The organism is Prochlorococcus sp. G5PB11 (assembly GCF_059772425.1).
Genome location: NZ_CM186287.1, coordinates 1,388,650 through 1,405,270, shown reverse-complemented (window position 1 = coordinate 1,405,270; position 16,621 = coordinate 1,388,650). Strand labels below are relative to the sequence as shown.

General features: G+C 36.9%; 25 protein-coding genes. 14 read left to right on the top strand and 11 right to left on the bottom strand.

Going from position 1 to position 16,621, the window contains the following annotated elements; translation table 11 throughout:
* Nucleotides 1-349: 349 nt before the first annotated feature.
* Together AC6EI0_RS08105 and AC6EI0_RS08100 are read right to left on the bottom strand one after the other, a co-directional pair.
* A complete protein-coding gene (locus tag AC6EI0_RS08105; RefSeq protein WP_498522072.1) occupies nt 350-1,567 on the bottom strand; it encodes a DUF4214 domain-containing protein in 1,218 nt (405 codons plus the stop codon).
* Between the two features lie 167 nt (nt 1,568-1,734).
* Nucleotides 1,735-3,234, bottom strand: a complete 1,500-nt coding sequence (locus AC6EI0_RS08100; protein WP_498522071.1) for an FAD-binding domain-containing protein — start codon at nt 3,232-3,234, stop codon at nt 1,735-1,737.
* A 171-nt stretch (nt 3,235-3,405) separates the two neighbouring features.
* Here AC6EI0_RS08100 and AC6EI0_RS08095 point away from each other — a divergent pair, with 171 nt between their 5' ends.
* Both AC6EI0_RS08095 and AC6EI0_RS08090 read left to right on the top strand, forming a co-directional pair.
* Nucleotides 3,406-3,606 (top strand): DUF8673 family protein, encoded by a 201-nt coding sequence (locus AC6EI0_RS08095; RefSeq protein ID WP_498522070.1) that lies wholly within the window; start codon nt 3,406-3,408, stop codon nt 3,604-3,606.
* A 179-nt stretch (nt 3,607-3,785) separates the two neighbouring features.
* Complete coding sequence (locus AC6EI0_RS08090) at nt 3,786-4,013, top strand: hypothetical protein (protein ID WP_498522069.1); 228 nt, start codon at nt 3,786-3,788, stop codon at nt 4,011-4,013.
* 10 nt (nt 4,014-4,023) lie between these two features.
* Here the strand turns inward: AC6EI0_RS08090 and AC6EI0_RS08085 are convergent, their stop codons facing one another.
* Nucleotides 4,024-4,188 (bottom strand): hypothetical protein, encoded by a 165-nt coding sequence (locus AC6EI0_RS08085; protein ID WP_011822881.1) that lies wholly within the window; start codon nt 4,186-4,188, stop codon nt 4,024-4,026.
* Between the two features lie 198 nt (nt 4,189-4,386).
* On the opposite strand from AC6EI0_RS08085, the gene AC6EI0_RS08080 reads away from it, so the two are divergent.
* Nucleotides 4,387-4,560 carry a hypothetical protein gene (locus tag AC6EI0_RS08080; RefSeq protein WP_498522068.1) on the top strand — a complete coding sequence of 58 codons (174 nt, stop codon included), beginning with the start codon at nt 4,387-4,389 and terminating at the stop codon, nt 4,558-4,560.
* A gap of 4 nt (nt 4,561-4,564) precedes the next feature.
* Complete coding sequence (locus AC6EI0_RS08075; protein WP_498522067.1) at nt 4,565-4,699, top strand: hypothetical protein; 135 nt, start codon at nt 4,565-4,567, stop codon at nt 4,697-4,699.
* An 84-nt stretch (nt 4,700-4,783) separates the two neighbouring features.
* Here AC6EI0_RS08075 and AC6EI0_RS08070 read toward each other — a convergent pair whose 3' ends face one another.
* The 4 genes from AC6EI0_RS08070 to AC6EI0_RS08055 form a co-directional block, all read right to left on the bottom strand.
* Nucleotides 4,784-5,245: a hypothetical protein gene (locus AC6EI0_RS08070; protein ID WP_498522066.1), complete on the bottom strand. Its 462-nt coding sequence runs from the start codon at nt 5,243-5,245 to the stop codon at nt 4,784-4,786.
* Between the two features lie 58 nt (nt 5,246-5,303).
* Complete coding sequence (locus tag AC6EI0_RS08065) at nt 5,304-5,663, bottom strand: DoxX family protein (RefSeq protein WP_498522065.1); 360 nt, start codon at nt 5,661-5,663, stop codon at nt 5,304-5,306.
* Between the two features lie 205 nt (nt 5,664-5,868).
* Nucleotides 5,869-6,054: a hypothetical protein gene (locus AC6EI0_RS08060; protein ID WP_498522064.1), complete on the bottom strand. Its 186-nt coding sequence runs from the start codon at nt 6,052-6,054 to the stop codon at nt 5,869-5,871.
* A gap of 3 nt (nt 6,055-6,057) precedes the next feature.
* Complete coding sequence (locus tag AC6EI0_RS08055) at nt 6,058-6,552, bottom strand: thermonuclease family protein (RefSeq protein WP_498522063.1); 495 nt, start codon at nt 6,550-6,552, stop codon at nt 6,058-6,060.
* 322 nt (nt 6,553-6,874) lie between these two features.
* On the opposite strand from AC6EI0_RS08055, the gene AC6EI0_RS08050 reads away from it, so the two are divergent.
* The 4 genes from AC6EI0_RS08050 (at nt 6,875) to AC6EI0_RS08035 (ending at nt 8,656) form a co-directional block, all read left to right on the top strand.
* Nucleotides 6,875-7,150: a cupin domain-containing protein gene (locus AC6EI0_RS08050; RefSeq protein ID WP_498522062.1), complete on the top strand. Its 276-nt coding sequence runs from the start codon at nt 6,875-6,877 to the stop codon at nt 7,148-7,150.
* Between the two features lie 419 nt (nt 7,151-7,569).
* Entirely contained in the window at nt 7,570-7,893 is a 324-nt protein-coding gene (locus AC6EI0_RS08045) for a hypothetical protein (protein WP_498522061.1), read from the top strand.
* Nucleotides 7,894-7,985: 92 nt separating this feature from the next.
* Complete coding sequence (locus tag AC6EI0_RS08040) at nt 7,986-8,183, top strand: hypothetical protein (protein WP_498522060.1); 198 nt, start codon at nt 7,986-7,988, stop codon at nt 8,181-8,183.
* A gap of 167 nt (nt 8,184-8,350) precedes the next feature.
* Entirely contained in the window at nt 8,351-8,656 is a 306-nt protein-coding gene (locus AC6EI0_RS08035) for a hypothetical protein (protein WP_498522059.1), read from the top strand.
* A 244-nt stretch (nt 8,657-8,900) separates the two neighbouring features.
* On the opposite strand, the gene AC6EI0_RS08030 is transcribed toward AC6EI0_RS08035, so the two are convergent.
* Nucleotides 8,901-9,029, bottom strand: coding sequence for a hypothetical protein (locus tag AC6EI0_RS08030; RefSeq protein ID WP_498461870.1), 129 nt, complete (start codon nt 9,027-9,029; stop codon nt 8,901-8,903).
* Nucleotides 9,030-9,538: 509 nt separating this feature from the next.
* The gene (locus AC6EI0_RS08025) at nt 9,539-9,724 is read right to left on the bottom strand and encodes a hypothetical protein (RefSeq protein WP_498522058.1); all 186 of its coding nucleotides are present in this window, start codon (nt 9,722-9,724) and stop codon (nt 9,539-9,541) included.
* Nucleotides 9,725-10,129: 405 nt separating this feature from the next.
* On the opposite strand from AC6EI0_RS08025, the gene AC6EI0_RS08020 reads away from it, so the two are divergent.
* Nucleotides 10,130-10,357, top strand: a complete 228-nt coding sequence (locus AC6EI0_RS08020) for a hypothetical protein (RefSeq protein WP_498522057.1) — start codon at nt 10,130-10,132, stop codon at nt 10,355-10,357.
* Nucleotides 10,358-10,361: 4 nt separating this feature from the next.
* Here AC6EI0_RS08020 and AC6EI0_RS08015 read toward each other — a convergent pair whose 3' ends face one another.
* Both AC6EI0_RS08015 and AC6EI0_RS08010 read right to left on the bottom strand, forming a co-directional pair.
* Nucleotides 10,362-10,598 (bottom strand): hypothetical protein, encoded by a 237-nt coding sequence (locus AC6EI0_RS08015; protein WP_498522056.1) that lies wholly within the window; start codon nt 10,596-10,598, stop codon nt 10,362-10,364.
* Nucleotides 10,599-10,627: 29 nt separating this feature from the next.
* Nucleotides 10,628-10,912, bottom strand: a complete 285-nt coding sequence (locus AC6EI0_RS08010; protein WP_498522055.1) for a galactose oxidase — start codon at nt 10,910-10,912, stop codon at nt 10,628-10,630.
* Between the two features lie 517 nt (nt 10,913-11,429).
* On the opposite strand from AC6EI0_RS08010, the gene AC6EI0_RS08005 reads away from it, so the two are divergent.
* From AC6EI0_RS08005 to ggt, 5 genes are all read left to right on the top strand, one after another.
* Entirely contained in the window at nt 11,430-11,585 is a 156-nt protein-coding gene (locus tag AC6EI0_RS08005) for a hypothetical protein (RefSeq protein WP_498522054.1), read from the top strand.
* Between the two features lie 215 nt (nt 11,586-11,800).
* Nucleotides 11,801-13,540, top strand: coding sequence for a DUF4214 domain-containing protein (locus AC6EI0_RS08000; RefSeq protein WP_498522053.1), 1,740 nt, complete (start codon nt 11,801-11,803; stop codon nt 13,538-13,540).
* 3 nt (nt 13,541-13,543) lie between these two features.
* Nucleotides 13,544-13,753: a hypothetical protein gene (locus AC6EI0_RS07995; protein ID WP_498522052.1), complete on the top strand. Its 210-nt coding sequence runs from the start codon at nt 13,544-13,546 to the stop codon at nt 13,751-13,753.
* A gap of 57 nt (nt 13,754-13,810) precedes the next feature.
* Nucleotides 13,811-14,335: a hypothetical protein gene (locus AC6EI0_RS07990; RefSeq protein WP_498522051.1), complete on the top strand. Its 525-nt coding sequence runs from the start codon at nt 13,811-13,813 to the stop codon at nt 14,333-14,335.
* A gap of 363 nt (nt 14,336-14,698) precedes the next feature.
* The gene (gene ggt, locus AC6EI0_RS07985) at nt 14,699-16,480 is read left to right on the top strand and encodes a gamma-glutamyltransferase (RefSeq protein ID WP_498522050.1); all 1,782 of its coding nucleotides are present in this window, start codon (nt 14,699-14,701) and stop codon (nt 16,478-16,480) included.
* Nucleotides 16,481-16,621: the final 141 nt, after the last annotated feature.

Below are 16,621 nucleotides of genomic sequence, written 5' to 3'. Positions count from 1 at the left end.
TAGTACCGCCCTGACTACGTTTTCAGGGCATGTTTTTCAAATAAACCACTAATAAACCAGCAATTTCTTGTATATCAAGTCTGTTATTGCAATGGTTTCGGGGTTATGTCAACATCAATGCCGATTATACAACGTAAGCTGAGACTGATTGGTATAAAAGGGATTTAAAGCTGCTGGTTTTATATGCTACCGCAATGCTACCACTTAATACGCACATAGATGGATTTATTTAGAGAGATAGATCTGCTTTCTCTCTAGATAGCTAAATGAAGAGCGGTGTATGGGGGTAAATGAGTGGTGGTTGTATGAATAATGAGAGTGAAGAAATTTGTGCTGGATGTTGAGGTGATTATCCAAAACCTGTAATGTCTGTAAAGAGCGCTTTGTTCTCTGCTGATTCTGCAAACCCTAAAAGTAATTCATACCTCGTTTCTTTTCCCGAATTTAAATTCCCTAACCAATAGTTATAACCTTCTTGATCGTAGTCACGACCGAGAACATTGACGTAGAGCGTTTCTACATACTTGGCGTTAGTAACGTTTGCACCATAGCGTTCAGAGAATTCATCTGAAACAAGAAATGATTGTGCAACCGCTCGATCATCATTTTCTCCAGAAGTATATTTCCCAATCCAATACTTCAAACCATCAGCGTCAGGAAGTCGTTTAAATGCAGCGTTATAGAGACGGAACATTTTTGCATCATCAGTTTCTAAACCAGTGACTTGATCAAACGTTCCTTTGATGTCAACAATTGCACTGATCTCTTTAAATGAACTATCGCTTGCTTCTCCAGTGAAGGTTAATAAGGGAAGTCCTGTGATGTCGTCATACCCAGAATCAGTTTTGATTTGATAGACACCATTACCTTTGCTGTAGAACTTGTAATCACTAAACTCACCGCTATAGGTTTTAACGATATCTACTTTGGATTCCTCTACGGTTTGATCAGTGAATTGAATGTATTCAATATTAGAAAGAGTATCTGTCCCATCATTAGTTCCTGTCCTTTGATCATCTAGGTCTATGGAGGTTGAGGTGCGTGTGAAAGAATAATTAGAAAATTTTCCGGTGAAAATAACGGTATCGGTCCCTGCGCCTCCATCAAATAGTTCATTGTTTGAACTACTAGTGAGTAAGTCATTACCTGTAGTTGACGATTTTATATTGCTACCCATTAAAGGATGATTTTGACATTGGTAGAAAATTTCTACTGGTGTCTCACTGTTTAAAGTGATTTCGGTATATGCACCCGTTGAACCAGCAATACCAACTTCAGAAATGTTTTTTTGATATGAATTTATTCTATTCGCATCAGTAAAAAACAAGATTTTATGATTAGCGTTACTGCTGTCCGATTGATCGAATCTATATACAACGTTCTGTCTCAGAATTAATGAAGGGGATTCTTTTCCATCAATAAAATATCCTTTGGATGATCCTTGACCAAAATATGGGTGAGATGAGCTTTTAGCTTGTACCGTTACAAGCTTAGTTTCGACATTGGAATTACTACTTTCTGATTGATTAGAAGTGGATGATGAAGATTGCTCATAATAATTCGACATTTTATTTCTGGAAATAAATCAACCAATTAAGACGTAATGCTTAAATCCTAGAAAAATCATCTTTTAAGTGTGACCTTAGGTCGTTTAAATAAGTAGAGACACTATTGCTACTGGCTGATCTTTATACCGTTCCTGGCGATATTAGTAGACTCATCAGCCCTGCAACTTTAAAGCTTGAGGGTTAATTGATTATGTCCCTTGGGATTGTTTTGCTTCTTTTTCAACTTTGACTTTCTTCTTTCTCTTGAGCCATGTTTCTCAAGGATATTATTAGCGATGTCAAAGAAGCCTGGTTTATTTCTTATCTCTTTAAGCTTTGCTCGTGCTGTCTTTGTACTAATAATTGGATCTACAATAGGGAATGGATAATTTTTTCCAAGAACGAATGATGAATCATTTTGACGAAATAGATCAATTTCCCATGGTTCATGGATGAATTTGCTTGGAAGGTATTGTAATTCTTTTACCCAAGTTCTAATAAATATTCCCTCTGGGTCATGATCATATCCTTGTTTAATTGGGTTATAAATTCTAATTGTATTAATCGATGTCGTACCCGATTGCATTTGGCATTGTGTCCAGTGAATTCCTGGCTCATAGTCAATAAATTTGCGTGCTAGGCATAAGCCACTCTCTTGCCATGGAAGCCATAGTTGGTAGCTAGCAAATGACATAAGCATTGCTCTCATTCGGAAATTAATCCACCCATGACTATTTAGGGATCTCATGCATGCATCTATAAAAGGTATTCCAGTTAGACCTTGACTCCATGCTTTTAAAAAAATTTGATTTGACTTCCTGATACCACTCATGTGTGGATGGTACTCACGATTTTCTAATTCAGGTTCTGATTCAAGCTTTTGAATAAAATGGCAATGCCAATGTAATCTTGAGTCAATTGCTCTGGATCCTCTTTTCTTAGTTTTTCTAATTGCCTGGACTACTTCTCTAATTGATAGACAACCCCAAGTTAAGTAAGGCGATAAGCGAGAACATCCATCAAATGCTTTTAAAGGACTTGATAAAGAATATTGATAATTATCTATTTTGTATTTCAGAAACTCATCCAGTTTATGAAGCCCTTGCTTTCTTCCTCCTTGAATTCGATGACTACATTTATCTAAATTTAACTTTAGACTTTTAGATGAGGGTAAATTATGACTTGGAATATCAATAAAATAATTTACTCTTCTAGGATCATTGCTGAGTTCCTGTGACATATGTTGTTCCCATTTCTGAGACCAACTTATGCGTGTTTTAAGACCTCTAAAAACACCAAATTGTCTGTATTCATGCCAATTTATGTTTTCGTTTTTTGTATAACGCCTTAGATCTTGATCACGTTTAAATGTCCATTCATTGCCGGTTTCTTCATGACTATAAATACCTTTAACATGAAACTTTTTCGTAAACTCTTTAATTACATCTTGAATATTCCCAACTCTTATAATTAATTTCAAACCAATATCACTTAATGAGTTGTTTAAATCAATTAAACATTCTCGTACAAACTCCCATTGTCTTGAAGAATGATCAGGAAGTTTCCAGAGATCTGGCTCAACAACAAAAATTGGTATTACATTTTCAGTTTTTAGCGCTTCATAAAGTGCTTCGTTGTCGTATGTTCTTAAGTCTTTTTTGAACCAAACTAGATTTATCGTCTCCACTCTCTAAAGTTAAACAAAATTGTGAACTAAAAGGTTTACACATAATTTTATCCAAAAGTTGATTTAGTCGTGAGTAATCTGGAACAAAAAAGCTTTCGTTTGAAGGTTCTTTTCATATTGATTTAACAAGTAATAACCACGGTACTTTCTTGGCTTGAATACGATTTATTGATGGATATTAGTCAGCGACTCATCATTGCATGGGCTACTCAGAGAGTAAATTACCTCGATGAGTTACAGAGGTATGAAGATAGTTATGCAGTTAGCCAAGAATTTTGTGAGTGGACTACATCACTCAATGTCTACCCTGAAGGACTTCAAGCTGCAACGCTTAAAGTACCAACCTTTAATAAGGAAAACCGTACTGGTTAACTAACTCGATAGCTCAGTTACCTAGCCAAAATATCAGGTACGTAGCGTAGGTCAGTCAATCACCTGCATGTGCTTAAAAAGGTTTTGCAAAGCGCCTTTTGACACTCAACTAGAGGCTAGGGAATTGTTCTACATAGCAATTTCCCTCTCTCGCTAAGAAGTTAATCAGATTTATTCTAATGACCCATCACAATGCTTCTTTGAACTTTTCGCACGCACCGAATAAACATAATGTTGCACTTAGCGAGAAGTCTCTGCATGAAATACAAATGCAGCTCATGAACAAACAAGAACTAAGGCTTAGATATATACAGCTGATGAATGATGCACAAAAGATACTTGGTAGAGATGAGGCTATTGACTTGATCAAAGAATCAGAGGTGATCTGGGAAAAACTGAGTGCGTAAATAGTTTTTTTTAACTCTTGTTTTCCCAATAACTCTTTGCAGAGTCAATCATTTTGACTATTTCGCTATCAGGACAACCAGTTTGCTCTTGCAGCAATTTGCATTGAGAATTGATATCTCTCCAGATTTCTCTGATCTCGATAAATTGTTCATCAGTAAATTGGAAGTGACTCATGTTCCTTGATTTCTTTGTCTATCAATGGATACGAGAAATGCCAAAATCAGCAACTTTTATTTTATAAGTTACTTTTATTAGGACTCGTTTATTTATAAATAGTTTCTATTCCTATTATCTTTAAGTAGTTAACCGAACATTGAAACCTCACAGTTGGTAATCAATTGATAGATCATTAGTGAAATTCTAAATATGATTATGAAAAAATTCATTCCTTATCTTCTTTTTTCGGCAACTACTCTTCACACAGTTCTTGGTGTTTCACCAGTGGTGGCAATGGGTTGTGGCTCACACTCTGATAAAGCTGAAGTTGTCTGTGAAGCAGGAGATACCGATTGTGAAGAGAAAATTTCTGCTTCTACAATCAACTAAAAGAATGTCAAAACATATTCCAGAATTTTATGAATCCATTTTAGAAGCCTCTGAACGAGGTGAATTATGGGGGATAAGTTCAGAAGAAAGCCATTGGACTCAACTAGAAATTGACCTTGATTCTTTTGTGAAAAGTTAGTAGCTGTTGCTCTTTCGATTTGAGAATTAAGAACATCCCATAAATCTAAGACTTCCTTTGACTAGTTTGATCTTTGTCTCTCTTCTATTGTGTAAGCCAACGATTAATAATGTTTGATGGTGTGCCAAGTATTTTTAATTTTCTCTTAGTGAGCGGGAATGGAAATTCTTTTTTTCTCATAGATAAGATTTTATTCTTTCCTTCGACATCCTTATAAATTAAATTCCAACTTGCACAACACTTGCCTGATTGAGGAGGGGATTGCCAAAAACTAATGACATTTTTTTTATTTATCACCTGTTTATTCATAACATTCAAATAAGTTGGGTGAAAATCAACCCAACATTTTTCTTTTGGTTGTTGATCGTCAAATTCGTCATTAGTTCTTTGTATATTTCTTTCATTGTTGACGGGACATTCAAAAGTGATTCTCTCAACACCTTTGAAGCCTCCATCAAAGTCGCTAATCCCTTTTACGGGCTTAGCTTTAGCGATGATGGGCTGAAAGAACCAAAAACATACAATAATTAAGTGGAGTTTTTTCATTACAAAAAGGACTGACTCAAGCCAGCCCAAAAGATTTTGAATAGTGAATCGATATTAGTTATTTTGATTTTTCTATGGCAACTAACAATCCTCCAATTAAAGATAGGTTTCGTGCGACTGCTGCAAGTTGAAATGGTATCAAATGAAAAATTATTGTCGCTGGCACCAAGAAAATCAAAAGTAGTGAACAAGCGAGTTTGACCCGTTCTGTGAAGATCAATAGGACAGTACCACCAAGAAGTAAAGCTATTGCACCTACCATCATTATCATTGATACTGGCTCGGGAAACCCTCTGTTTGTTATGTATTCAGCTTGAGCAGCAAAATTTGTTATTTTGCCTGGTATTGCATTTATAAAAATTGCACTTAGCAACAATCGTCCAAGAAAGTTCAAAGAATAAAATCTTGTTAAATCCATAATCGTTTAGTAGCGAATACTACATAAATAACTTAAGAAACAATTTTTTACCACTACACAAAATTAGTAGACAGTATCCCAACATTTTTCAAATTTCTCCTCTTCAGGCATTTAACAAGAACCTTTCATATCTTGTCTTCTCTCTAGCTGATCTAGCTCAAATCATCTATCTATTTCAATGTAGGCAGCTTTTATACTCATACGTCTAATTAGAAGTTATGTACTTAATGATAGAAAGAAGCGTGATTGTGATAATTCCATAGGTCCAAATCGAGCTGCTATTTCGAGATGCTCTTGCCATCCAATCTGGAAGACCATTGTTCTCAATGATGAAGAGATAGAGAAATCCCAAGATTGCTATTGGGATTAAGACAGCAAGGAAGAGAGTCATTTTTTATCTTTTGCTCCACTCACACTGACTTGAATACCTTTCATAGATACTCGCCATGCCTTTTTTAACTAAGTCTTCTTGAATATTCATAGGACCTTTCGATAATTCAGCGAATGTTCTTCCATATCGATCTTCAGTAATCCGCCTGATTGTGACTGTTGAACCAGCAACTAAATCATTTAGATAATCTCTTGCTGCTTTTGCAGGTATTGGATCAGCCTTCTTGCCTCTTAATTCAGGAGTATCAATACACGCAAGTCTGATCTTTTCTCCTTGTGTAGTTGTGCAAGTATCTCCGTCGTAGCAATTTTGTATGGTGACTGTTGGCAGATTAGAAGCACTTGGATAAGTAGTCAGTGTCCGGAAGAGCGCAATCATCGCTAATACAAAGACAATAAATAATGCTGCGAAAAATCCAATAAGGAGATTCCTAATAAATCGTTGTTCGGAGTTCAGCTTGTTCTTTGGAATTGTTATTGTGAAACTAATTTGACCCAATCCATCTCAAACTTTCCTCTGCTGGCTAAATCTTTCGACCTTTACCAAGAATCTCAGTAGATTCATCAGCTCTGTAGTGGAAGTAATGCTCTTGGATATATTTCATGCTCGTATCGGTGTTGGCAGCAACTGTTGGGAGTGGAACGCCTAAGGTAACAGTATTATAAGACGTATCATCTTTCTATTTGAAGGGGGTATGGGAGGACTCTCGATCCTCGCTCTATACGTAATACGTTTTCAAACATTTTTGTCAAAATTTGAGTAGCTATTAGACAACTGTTTCTATTAGTAGCTAAAAAGAAGTCCACTATCTGTTTATCTTTTGTCAATATCAGTCACCTCACCTTGTTCTGAGAGCAGCATTGATGAACTAGGAATTAAAAACTGGCCAATCTGGACTTGTGAAGCAAGCTCTTTTGATTGGACTTATGACGACAAAGAGACTTGTTTATTACTTGAGGGTGAAGTCACCGTTACTCCTGAGGGGGGAGAACCTGTGAAGTTTGGCGCAGGTGACTTAGTCGTTTTTCCTGCTGGTATGGACTGTCGATGGGATGTTCATAAAGCAGTCCGTAAACATTATCGTTTTGGTGATTGATTGATTGATTGATGTGTTTAGAAGTTAGATGAATAATCTTCCCTTTTATGTCTTAAGTCGATTAATACTTTTCTGTGTTGTTGGCGTGGTTATTAGGCAGATGCTTATTGTTTCTGGGATCCTTTAAACGTTTACAAGGTTTGTAGATAAGCAGAGAATTTAGTTATAGCTATAGAAATTGAATCAGAATAGAACTATCAAAAAAGAAGAATTCATGTGATAAGTGTATCTCCGCTTTTTTCTCGTGCTTAGGAACTTTTGTTTTTTTAGCGATAAGGACTGAATTTTTACGGTTATTGCTTGTAGGTTGATTGGTATAAACCGAAATTCGGTGTAGATACCGAATGATTTATTGCGGCTTACTACACTCTTATTTTGGGAACTTGTCTCATAGTTAAAGAGTCGTTTGCATTATTACTATGTATTCAACATTCGAATATTTATTCTCACCTCGTTACGTGTTTCAGAGTCCTGTATATGTCATATCTGATAGCGAGATGGAGACGTTAGAACTCCAAGAGTATCAGCTAGAACTTGATGCAATTCTTGATCAAAGAAAGAGGTTAGATGAAGCTTATGAGCGCCAAAATCAATGGTTCGCAGAACGCGAGTGTGCAATTAAAAAAGAGATCAAGGCACTCTCTCCATCTGCTTCAGAGATGTTGAAAGATAAAGCAAGGAGAGCTGTTGAAGGAGTGAAAGAGACAGTAAAAAAAGCAGTTGATGCCGTTCCTAATTTCTAGTGATTTGTTTTCTTGTTCTTCCAAATTTGTAAAACTCTTTACTCAAATTATTAAGGAAGCATTACCTTTAAATTAATGATCTAAGAAAATCAATGTCGATTGATCCTGAAGTAATTCCTCCATCTAGTAATGCTGGTTCGAATGCTGTTCGCTCAATCCCAAGATGGGCTGTTTATGGAGCTATTGGTTTAGGTGTTCTCATTGCTGTAGGAATTATCAAAGCCCTTTTCCCTTTGATTGTGATGGGTTTACTTCTAAGTTTGATTTGGGAGCGAGTGCATGCTAACTAATGCAGATTAGACTATTAGCATTAAAATCTAATATTAGCAATGGTTTTGAAGACACTAAAGTAACAGTGCTATAAGAAGTATTGTTCTTCTCATGATCAATAACAAATCTTGAGGGGGGGTATGGGTATGGGGTAATGAGTCCTTAGACAAAGAGTCATGATTTTTGTATGAGATTTGTCAACAAGCAAACTTTCATTTATCTGCTTGTTTCAGCTTGTATCGCTGGGGTAACGACTACCTTTGGAGCACGACAACGTATCGAGCAAATGAATCAAATTTGTTCTGCTTATATTGGTGGATCAGATCTTTTTATAGATTCGAATTCGGAAATTGGACAGCCAAAATTTATTACGTGTAATCAATTGATTGAGGAGGAATATTCATTTTTTCCATTTCAAACATTTGTCTTGAATACCTTTGTTCTTCTCGCTGTAATGTGCGTCTTTTCCGTCTATTACAATGATTCAGAATAAATGAGATATCAAAGACGATTAAATATCAAACGCGTCATTCTATTCCCCATAATTGTCTATACAGCCTATGTATTTATTGATAGCTTTATGCCATTGTTTATGGTTGGGTTTGTAATTTGGTTGCTATATAACTGGACTGGCAAAAGGAGATATTGGTAATCTTTTGTCATCGAATTTTTAATTAGAAGGAAGCTATGACAACTTCTATTCAAAATGCGAAGAAGATTTCCTTTAAGGAATTCTCTTACTTGTAAACCCAATTGGCTTCAATAATTTTTGAGAATGGATTGCAATCCTGTGCCTGCCACATTGCCTCTTGTTTATTGTTGGCAATGATGGTTTCTTCGTGTGTCTTTCCTTTTGAATTAACCATTATGACGGCAAATCTCATGGCAGATAACGGATAGACATTCCATATCTAGTTAGCGCGAAGAGCTCATTATTGGCAAGTTCGCTTTTTACAAATTCAAAGAAAAAAAGTCATAAAGAAGGGGGCGAGATTTTGGTCGCCCCCTTTGAGTCAAGCACTCAACTGACTGAACTAAATTTCCATCCTTTATTTAACTTTCACCCACAGAAGGTGCTGTGACTCCTAATTCAATTCTAACAAATTTAGATCAGGTGAACATGAGAAAAAACTCCTGTTTAACCAACAACCCAATAATCTTTGTGCTTTCTAAGAATGAGTTTGAGAAGATCAAGAATCATTGTTTTTACCTCAATATTTCAACTGAAAGTAATAAGGAATGAGATGAGGAAGTGTTCCCATAGAAATCAAAAAGACTGAAAACCATAGAAAGATCGATGAAAGAGTATTCGACCCATTAGATCGGAAACTACGTGTTGCTTGCATAATTAGATCTCCTGTTAGTTCAATGTTTTTTAGTAGTCCATTGAGCAGTTGCCAAACTGCAAACATTCATTCTCGTATTCGACCTCATCAAAATCAGTTTCATAATTCGAAAACAGATCGCACCAATCATTACCTTGGATAGGAACGCCACATGATTTCGAGAATGTTTCCTTTACGTCTTCGATTGCATGTTTAAAAGGATTACCGCATGACATGGTTTGACCTCCTAATAGTGCCTTGATTTATATCTACTCCTCCTAATTCAAAAAATCTACAGGACAAAAACCCTAAAGTATTAACTCTCATTGTCCTCTTAGAGAAAAACCCCTGAAACTAATCAGGGGTTTGGGTTGTTCCGACCAATGCAGAGACCGCACGAAAGGTGACTCTGTTCACATCAGGAGGTGTGAGATACCTCCTTAGAGTCAATGCACATTTCCCCTTATTTAATATCTTCGAAAGTGCGATGACTCTTCATTTATGTCTAATCCCACTAATAAAAAATATCTATCGAGAGAACCCAAATGTATAAATACTTTGGTGTTCTTACCCATAGCAATTTACATTCAGTAGTGATAAAACATTCCCAGGAGTCAACGCACTTTCTTAGGTCTGGAGTGATGGACTCAAAGGGGGCAACCAAAATCTCGCCCCCTTACTACTTTGGAGGCATATCTATGAGCAGAAAAAGAGACAAGATCTGGACAGCAATTATTGCAACTAAGCAATGGTTCACTAAACTTTTTACAAGTGAGGCAGATGCTTTAGTTGATGACTTCGGAAACAATCCACCACCAGAGATAGGAACTCAATCTTATTCAGGAGATATTCACGATAAAGGAGACTGACTTACTAAGACGCAACCAATATCAAATCCACTAATTGTTTCTTATTTAATTTGGATATTTTTTCGACACCGACGAGCATTGCCTTTAATTCTCTATTTGTCTTTTGCATCAGGATTGATCTCTGATCTATGAAAATTCCTTTCTTGAGTATTGAGAGAAGAGTTGAGAAAGCATCAAAGATTGCCATTGAGGCGAGGATGCAAAACATAATTACTCGATCAGCATTAGTAGTTAAGTTCATTAGTTTTTAAAAAATAATTTTGTGGGTTGTTAGGCAACTTCTGGACACAGACCAACATCAAGAACTCTCTTTCTTTGCCAGTTTCTACAACGCTTAGTTAGATGCTCACCTTGAGGAATAAGACGCTGATGAAGAGGACAAATTAGAAGAGTTACGCATGATTTATCGCACGTGTACGTGAAGTGTTCGCATGTCATACAAATCGAACTACCTCTGGACTTCATAAGTTCCAAGTCAGTGAAGTAGTCCCACTCTTCAGGGTTCTCCAGAACCTCGACAGGTGATACGAATCTTGCTTTCCTTGACCATGCCATAGTCCTCCTCATGTAGAAGGCAAAAAAAGAATCCTGCTCACTGGATCCTCCTTTTGCGTTTGTGACGGGGATTAAACTAATACAAATATACTACTTTTGTCTAGTTGATCAAGTGTGTGAGTCTTTCATTGCCTCTGAAAAGACAAACTGATGAGAACCTGCAAAACAGAAACAAGAACAAAGGATCCAAAAAATAAAAAGTGGCGACCTTTGACGAGTTCTATAAATCATTAGATCCCGACTCAGGCATTAGGGGGAAAGCTAGAAGTTGGCTGTTTTGAATGATTGAACAATGACATTGACCAAAGAACAGTAGCCTTCTGAAGATGAAGATTAACAATTACTCAAACACAACTAAGACAACAATTAGCTCTACTGATGTCCCCTTAATGGACATCTTGTGAGTACTTTCTTTTATCTTTCCCAACTAACTATTCACTCTTCAATCATAATGATCTCTATCGTCAATGAATAACGATCTTGATCATCCTTATTGATACTTACCTAACAACTACTAATGGCAGAGAAGAAGAAACAAACTACTACCTCAAATAAATCAACTCACAACACTCTTGATTGGGTAGAGAGACAACTAAAAGATGTCGTAGCTTTTGATATGGGTTTAGCAATCAAACGAAATAGCAAGGATAGAAGATCTAGTCTAGATATATAACGAATATTAATTGTGTTCTCAATTTGCTCAACCAACTGACAGTAAAACTCTCATTAAAAAGTTGAGCGATGGGAAGTTGGGAACAAATTGGTTCAGATATTAAAGGGGGAAACAACGGGGAACATAGCAAAAAGTTAGATCATTATTGACACAGGTTGAAACTACTCCTCACTTAAATATAATTTTTTTAGATAAAGTACAGTTTTACTTGGGGAATGGGAACTTTAGACGCTGTCTATAAAAGCTATCAAATTGAAACTAGTTTAGAAATAGAGCCTTTTAATAGATACATAGAAGTATATGGACTCAAAATAGCTGGCTTGAAAGCAACAGGAGGCAACGTTGCTGTTGAAGATGAATTTATAAGAAAGATAGCTCAAACAACAAAATTATTACTCAACCCAGAAGACACATCGATTAATTCAGACTCTCAAATTAAAGCTATTAAGCATTTAAAAACAATCAATACCTTACAAAGAATAGGAGTTGAGGAAATGGATTCTTACACTCCTAGCTTAAACGGAGATAATTATTCAGGATGGGACTTAACAAATGACAAGCATAGTCTTACCGATTTCATATGGCAATTCAACCTTTCTGGTGATTCAGAGAAAACAGCTAATACTCAAATAACAGAAGTACTTGAACATTTACTCCATACACTAGTTAGATTTGCCTTGCCAGGAGCTTTTCCAGCACAATTTCTATTTATTGAAGATAGAAGCCCTGAGTACGGTGGGGATGTCTCGAAAGAGGAGCCAATATTGTCTGGCTTGCTTTATGAAGCAGCAAAAGAAGCTATTAACAGTGGGGTCTTTGATGCTTCAAGCTACAACCATATGGGAGTGGGTAGTTTCAAATATTGGAAAACAGTAATGGTTGAATATCAATACGCTTTAACCTTTGCAGAATGGGGATATATTGAAAAATATACAGGCAGTCTTGATCCAGAATGGTCAGATAATTACTTAACTCCCGATAAGATTAAGGAAGGAAATCCTTTAGGACATAGCTTGTATGAAAACTATATTAAAAAAGTAATTAGTAAGCCTTCAAGCATTGAACTGGAAAAAATTTTCAAAGAAAACAATCAAGGGCTTTCTGGATATATCGCAAACACTGGGAGCAATTCAAACGATGAGCTTACTGGTAGTATTAGTAATGAAACTTTCTTCGCCTCAGAAGGCTCCGATACAATTAATGGTGAAGGAGGGAACGACACTTTTGTTTATTCTGGCAAGTTTTCTGATTATTCCTTTACAAGAGAAGTCAATTCATTAACCATTGCCGATCTAAGAAAAGGTACTAATGATGGGACAGATACTCTTTCTAATATTGAATACATTCAATTCACTGATCAAACCGTAGAGGAATCCAAAGTAGATATCGTTAAAACCTATAGCGGTGAGTTTAGTGATTACAAGTTCTACAGCAAAGGTAATGGTGTCTATCAAATCAAAACTGATTCTGGGTATGACGACATCACAGGACTTCCCTTATTAACCTTTACAGGGGAAGCGACAACAAGTTCCTTTAGAGACGTTAGCGCCATCATTGATATCAAAGGTACGTTTGATCAAGTCACGGGTTTAAATACAGACTCAGGACGTATGTTCCGTTTATATAACGCATCATTTAAGCGATTACCTGATGCTGATGGATTGGAGTATTGGATTGATCAGTTTAGTTCTGGAGCAAACTCCATCAGAGTCGTAGCATCATCATTTCTTGGTTCAGCTGAATTTGCTGAGCGATATGGAGATAACGTTTCTGATTCCACCTATGTGAATACTCTCTATAAAAATGTCCTAGGGAGAGATGCTGATACAGGAGGCTTAAACTATTGGTTAGGACAGTTAAATAGCGGAGCAGAAACTAGATATGAAGTTCTATTAGGGTTTGCTGAATCAGCTGAAAACAAAGCTCTCTTCACTGAAATGACTGGGTTTGCTTAACCAATGAAAAAACTTTTACTACTAGCTCTAACCACAACATTCCTCCTCCCTAGCCCATCACAATCAGACACCAATTACTTTGGTGCAGGAGGAGTCTTCGAATTAGATCTAGGCGATAGCGAGATACCTTTGACACCCAAGCGAGAGAAAGAACAAAAGCTTTTAGAAGAGCAGTTGAAGAAGAAGAAAAAGCAACAGTCATTAGATCAATAATCTTGCTTTGAGACTTTCGCTTTTGTTTTAAAAATATCCAAACTTAAAAAGTAAATAATGTCAGAAAAACAATTACTACACGAAATAAATTCAAGTCGAGAAGCAACAGAAGAAATTAGAAAACAAGTTCTTAAGGCAAAGCAGAAAGGTTATTTCAGCAGCACAGCATTTGGCAGACATTTCCTAAGTATCTTCGTTCCCGACTTCGCGAAAGAACTTCTCCACACAACCAGTAAGACAGCTTGGGGAAGAGCAACAACTACGAACATTGTTGTGGCATATCCATTAATGCAGGATGCAATCTCATTGCTTGATCCTGAAGGATATGTACTCTCAGTTATCTGTCTGAAATCAATCCTCGATAGCTTTGGGGTTTGTAAATACGACTTACCCAGAACAGCTGAAGCAGCAAGCTTTATTGGTAGAAGAATAGAAGATGAACTGAGAATCAATTACTACATCGAGGTAGCCCCAGGGTCGCCTGTAGCAGCTCTAATCAAAGAGTTGAACACCAAAGGTTCAAACCCTCACTTCAAGCAATACGGAGGCAAAAAGACCATAGAAAAACTACTGAACTTATAGACAAAGGTGTTTGGCAGTTTGCTGCCAACTACGTCCCTATGACTCAAGCACAAAAAGAAGAATGCGAAAAAAGAGCAGCCGAAGAAGCCAATGGATAAGATATTGATTGGTTAAACCTTTTCACAATCAATGAATAGTAGACCTGAAATATTAGACGAGATCATTTACTACATTCTCGAAAGAGCTAAGTGCGAAGAAGATACCGACAAGTACCTTGAACATGTTCTCGACTACTGCAAGAAGGATTATCAACAGGCGTATAAGAAAATAAACTGATCAGTACTTAACCTATGGAGATATTCAAGCCATACCGAAATACCAATCTTTTCATTCCTTACTGTGATGTTCATAGGTCTGCCTAGAGTGCAAGTTTTAAAACAATTCGGATTCATTCTTCTTTTAACTCTTCCCATACCAATCATTGCGGAAGTTAATCCCGCAGCCCCTGAAAGTATTGATGAGACAAAGATCAAAGTATCAACTGCTAGTGGTCAATCTGTCGTGGTCACTGCCAATCCATTAGCAAGTGATGCAGCTCTTGAAACTTTGAAGAAAGGTGGAACTGCAATGGATGCTGTGGTGGCGGCTCAAACAGTGCTTGCAGTTGTTGAACCACAAAGTTCTGGTTTAGGAGGTGGTTCCTTTCTTATGTATTGGGATGAATCGACAAGTTCACTAACTGCACTTGATGGTCGAGAAACTGCCTCAGCTCAAGTTAAAGAAGATATGTGGATTGAAACTGATGGAAAAGCTGTGCCATGGCTAAAGGCAACAAAAAGCCCATCTGCAATTGGAGTCCCAGGTACAACAGCATTACTTTGGAAGGGACACCGACAATTTGGGCGTTTACCTTGGAAGGATAATTTTCAAAAAAGTATTGAGCTTGCAAAGAAAGGATTCATCCCAAGTCCTCGCTTTCTAAGATCCATCTCATTGGCAAAGAGATTAGGAATAAACCATAGTGAATCTTTTAAATCCTTATATCTCCCTAATGGCTCTCTCCCAAATAAAAAGATTCCATTTCGCAACCAAAAATTAGCATCAACACTGAGTCGTATTTCCAAAGGAGGTGTTAATGAGTTTTATCGTGGAAATATAGCGAACGAACTTATAGATGATCTAAAACTTATCAGCAATGGGAAAAATGAAATCAAGTCAATAACGAATGAAGATTTAGCTAATTACACAGTCATCAAGCGTAAGCCCCTATGTAGAAAATATAAATCATGGAACGTTTGTGCTTTCCCTCCTCCAAGTGGTGGTGGAATTGCACTATTGCAAACTCTTGGCACCTATGAATTTCTATCAAAAAACAATGTTTCCGAAAGCTCGATCAAACATTGGCATCTTCTAGCCGAATCCTTAAGATTTGCAGATGCTGATCGCTCTCACTGGATCGGAGATCCTATTGATTTTCCTGTTCCTATCAAGGGTTTATTAGATGACAACTATATTGAAAAAAGAGCCCGCACTATAAAAAGTAACAAGACAACATTTCGCCCTTTGCCAGGCAAGCCAAAAGGTAGTGAACTTTTAGATCTAGCTAGTCAACCTCGAACAGCAGGCGGAGGTACAACTCATTTAGTAGTAGTTGATAAATATGGGAATGTCGCTTCATATACAAGTTCAGTAGAAACTGTCTTCGGGACAAGGAATTTATCTGGAGGCATGATCTTGAATAATCAACTAACTGACTTCTCATTTGTATCAAACGTCAAAGGTAAACCAATAGCTAATCGAATCAGACCCAATAAACGTCCATTGAGTTCAATGGCTCCAGTTATCGTATTTAAAGACAATCGTCCAGTATTAGCACTTGGTTCACCTGGTGGCTGGCTTATCCCCCATTACATAGCAAATGCATTAATTGGAACACTAGATTTTAAGCTCACACCACAAGAAGTCGTTAATCAAAAATTGCTATCTGTTCAACCAAATTACACAGTGCTTGAAAAGAGTGGAGACTGGTCATCAGAGGATAACAATATCTATCAATTACTTTCTAATCAAGGTCATCAACTTAAATACAGTGCGTTTAGCAGTGGGTTAGCTGTTATCAAATGGCATCAGGGAAGTTGGCATGGCGCGGCTGATCCAAGAAGAGAAGGAAAAGCTTTAAGTCTACAAGGGAAGAAAAAACCCTAGGTCAAAAGAAGGATGAAGGAACTCCAGTGATTTCCTATAGGCTTAAAATCCTGACAATCACTAGCAAAACATAACTTGCCATTATTATAGAGAAAGAAGCATTTACACTATCTCGAACTCGATTGGCATCGAGAATAAAGA

Excerpts from the sequence above, each read along its gene's own strand:
- AC6EI0_RS08035 (WP_498522059.1), top strand. The coding sequence starts at position 8,351 with ATGAGATTTGTCAACAAGCAAACTTTCATTTATCTGCTTGTTTCAGCT.
- AC6EI0_RS08015 (WP_498522056.1), bottom strand. The coding sequence starts at position 10,598 with ATGAACTTAACTACTAATGCTGATCGAGTAATTATGTTTTGCATCCTC.
- AC6EI0_RS08075 (WP_498522067.1), top strand. The coding sequence starts at position 4,565 with ATGTCAAAACATATTCCAGAATTTTATGAATCCATTTTAGAAGCCTCT.
- AC6EI0_RS08095 (WP_498522070.1), top strand. The coding sequence starts at position 3,406 with ATGGATATTAGTCAGCGACTCATCATTGCATGGGCTACTCAGAGAGTA.
- AC6EI0_RS08080 (WP_498522068.1), top strand. The coding sequence starts at position 4,387 with ATGAAAAAATTCATTCCTTATCTTCTTTTTTCGGCAACTACTCTTCAC.
- AC6EI0_RS08020 (WP_498522057.1), top strand. The coding sequence starts at position 10,130 with ATGGACTCAAAGGGGGCAACCAAAATCTCGCCCCCTTACTACTTTGGA.
- AC6EI0_RS07990 (WP_498522051.1), top strand. The coding sequence starts at position 13,811 with ATGTCAGAAAAACAATTACTACACGAAATAAATTCAAGTCGAGAAGCA.
- AC6EI0_RS08070 (WP_498522066.1), bottom strand. The coding sequence starts at position 5,245 with ATGAAAAAACTCCACTTAATTATTGTATGTTTTTGGTTCTTTCAGCCC.
- AC6EI0_RS08105 (WP_498522072.1), bottom strand. The coding sequence starts at position 1,567 with ATGTCGAATTATTATGAGCAATCTTCATCATCCACTTCTAATCAATCA.
- AC6EI0_RS08045 (WP_498522061.1), top strand. The coding sequence starts at position 7,570 with ATGTATTCAACATTCGAATATTTATTCTCACCTCGTTACGTGTTTCAG.
- AC6EI0_RS08025 (WP_498522058.1), bottom strand. The coding sequence starts at position 9,724 with ATGTCATGCGGTAATCCTTTTAAACATGCAATCGAAGACGTAAAGGAA.
- AC6EI0_RS08090 (WP_498522069.1), top strand. The coding sequence starts at position 3,786 with ATGACCCATCACAATGCTTCTTTGAACTTTTCGCACGCACCGAATAAA.
- AC6EI0_RS08060 (WP_498522064.1), bottom strand. The coding sequence starts at position 6,054 with ATGACTCTCTTCCTTGCTGTCTTAATCCCAATAGCAATCTTGGGATTT.
- AC6EI0_RS07995 (WP_498522052.1), top strand. The coding sequence starts at position 13,544 with ATGAAAAAACTTTTACTACTAGCTCTAACCACAACATTCCTCCTCCCT.
- AC6EI0_RS08040 (WP_498522060.1), top strand. The coding sequence starts at position 7,986 with ATGTCGATTGATCCTGAAGTAATTCCTCCATCTAGTAATGCTGGTTCG.
- AC6EI0_RS08005 (WP_498522054.1), top strand. The coding sequence starts at position 11,430 with ATGGCAGAGAAGAAGAAACAAACTACTACCTCAAATAAATCAACTCAC.
- AC6EI0_RS08030 (WP_498461870.1), bottom strand. The coding sequence starts at position 9,029 with ATGGTTAATTCAAAAGGAAAGACACACGAAGAAACCATCATTGCCAAC.
- AC6EI0_RS08000 (WP_498522053.1), top strand. The coding sequence starts at position 11,801 with ATGGGAACTTTAGACGCTGTCTATAAAAGCTATCAAATTGAAACTAGT.
- AC6EI0_RS08065 (WP_498522065.1), bottom strand. The coding sequence starts at position 5,663 with ATGGATTTAACAAGATTTTATTCTTTGAACTTTCTTGGACGATTGTTG.
- AC6EI0_RS08010 (WP_498522055.1), bottom strand. The coding sequence starts at position 10,912 with ATGGCATGGTCAAGGAAAGCAAGATTCGTATCACCTGTCGAGGTTCTG.
- AC6EI0_RS08085 (WP_011822881.1), bottom strand. The coding sequence starts at position 4,188 with ATGAGTCACTTCCAATTTACTGATGAACAATTTATCGAGATCAGAGAA.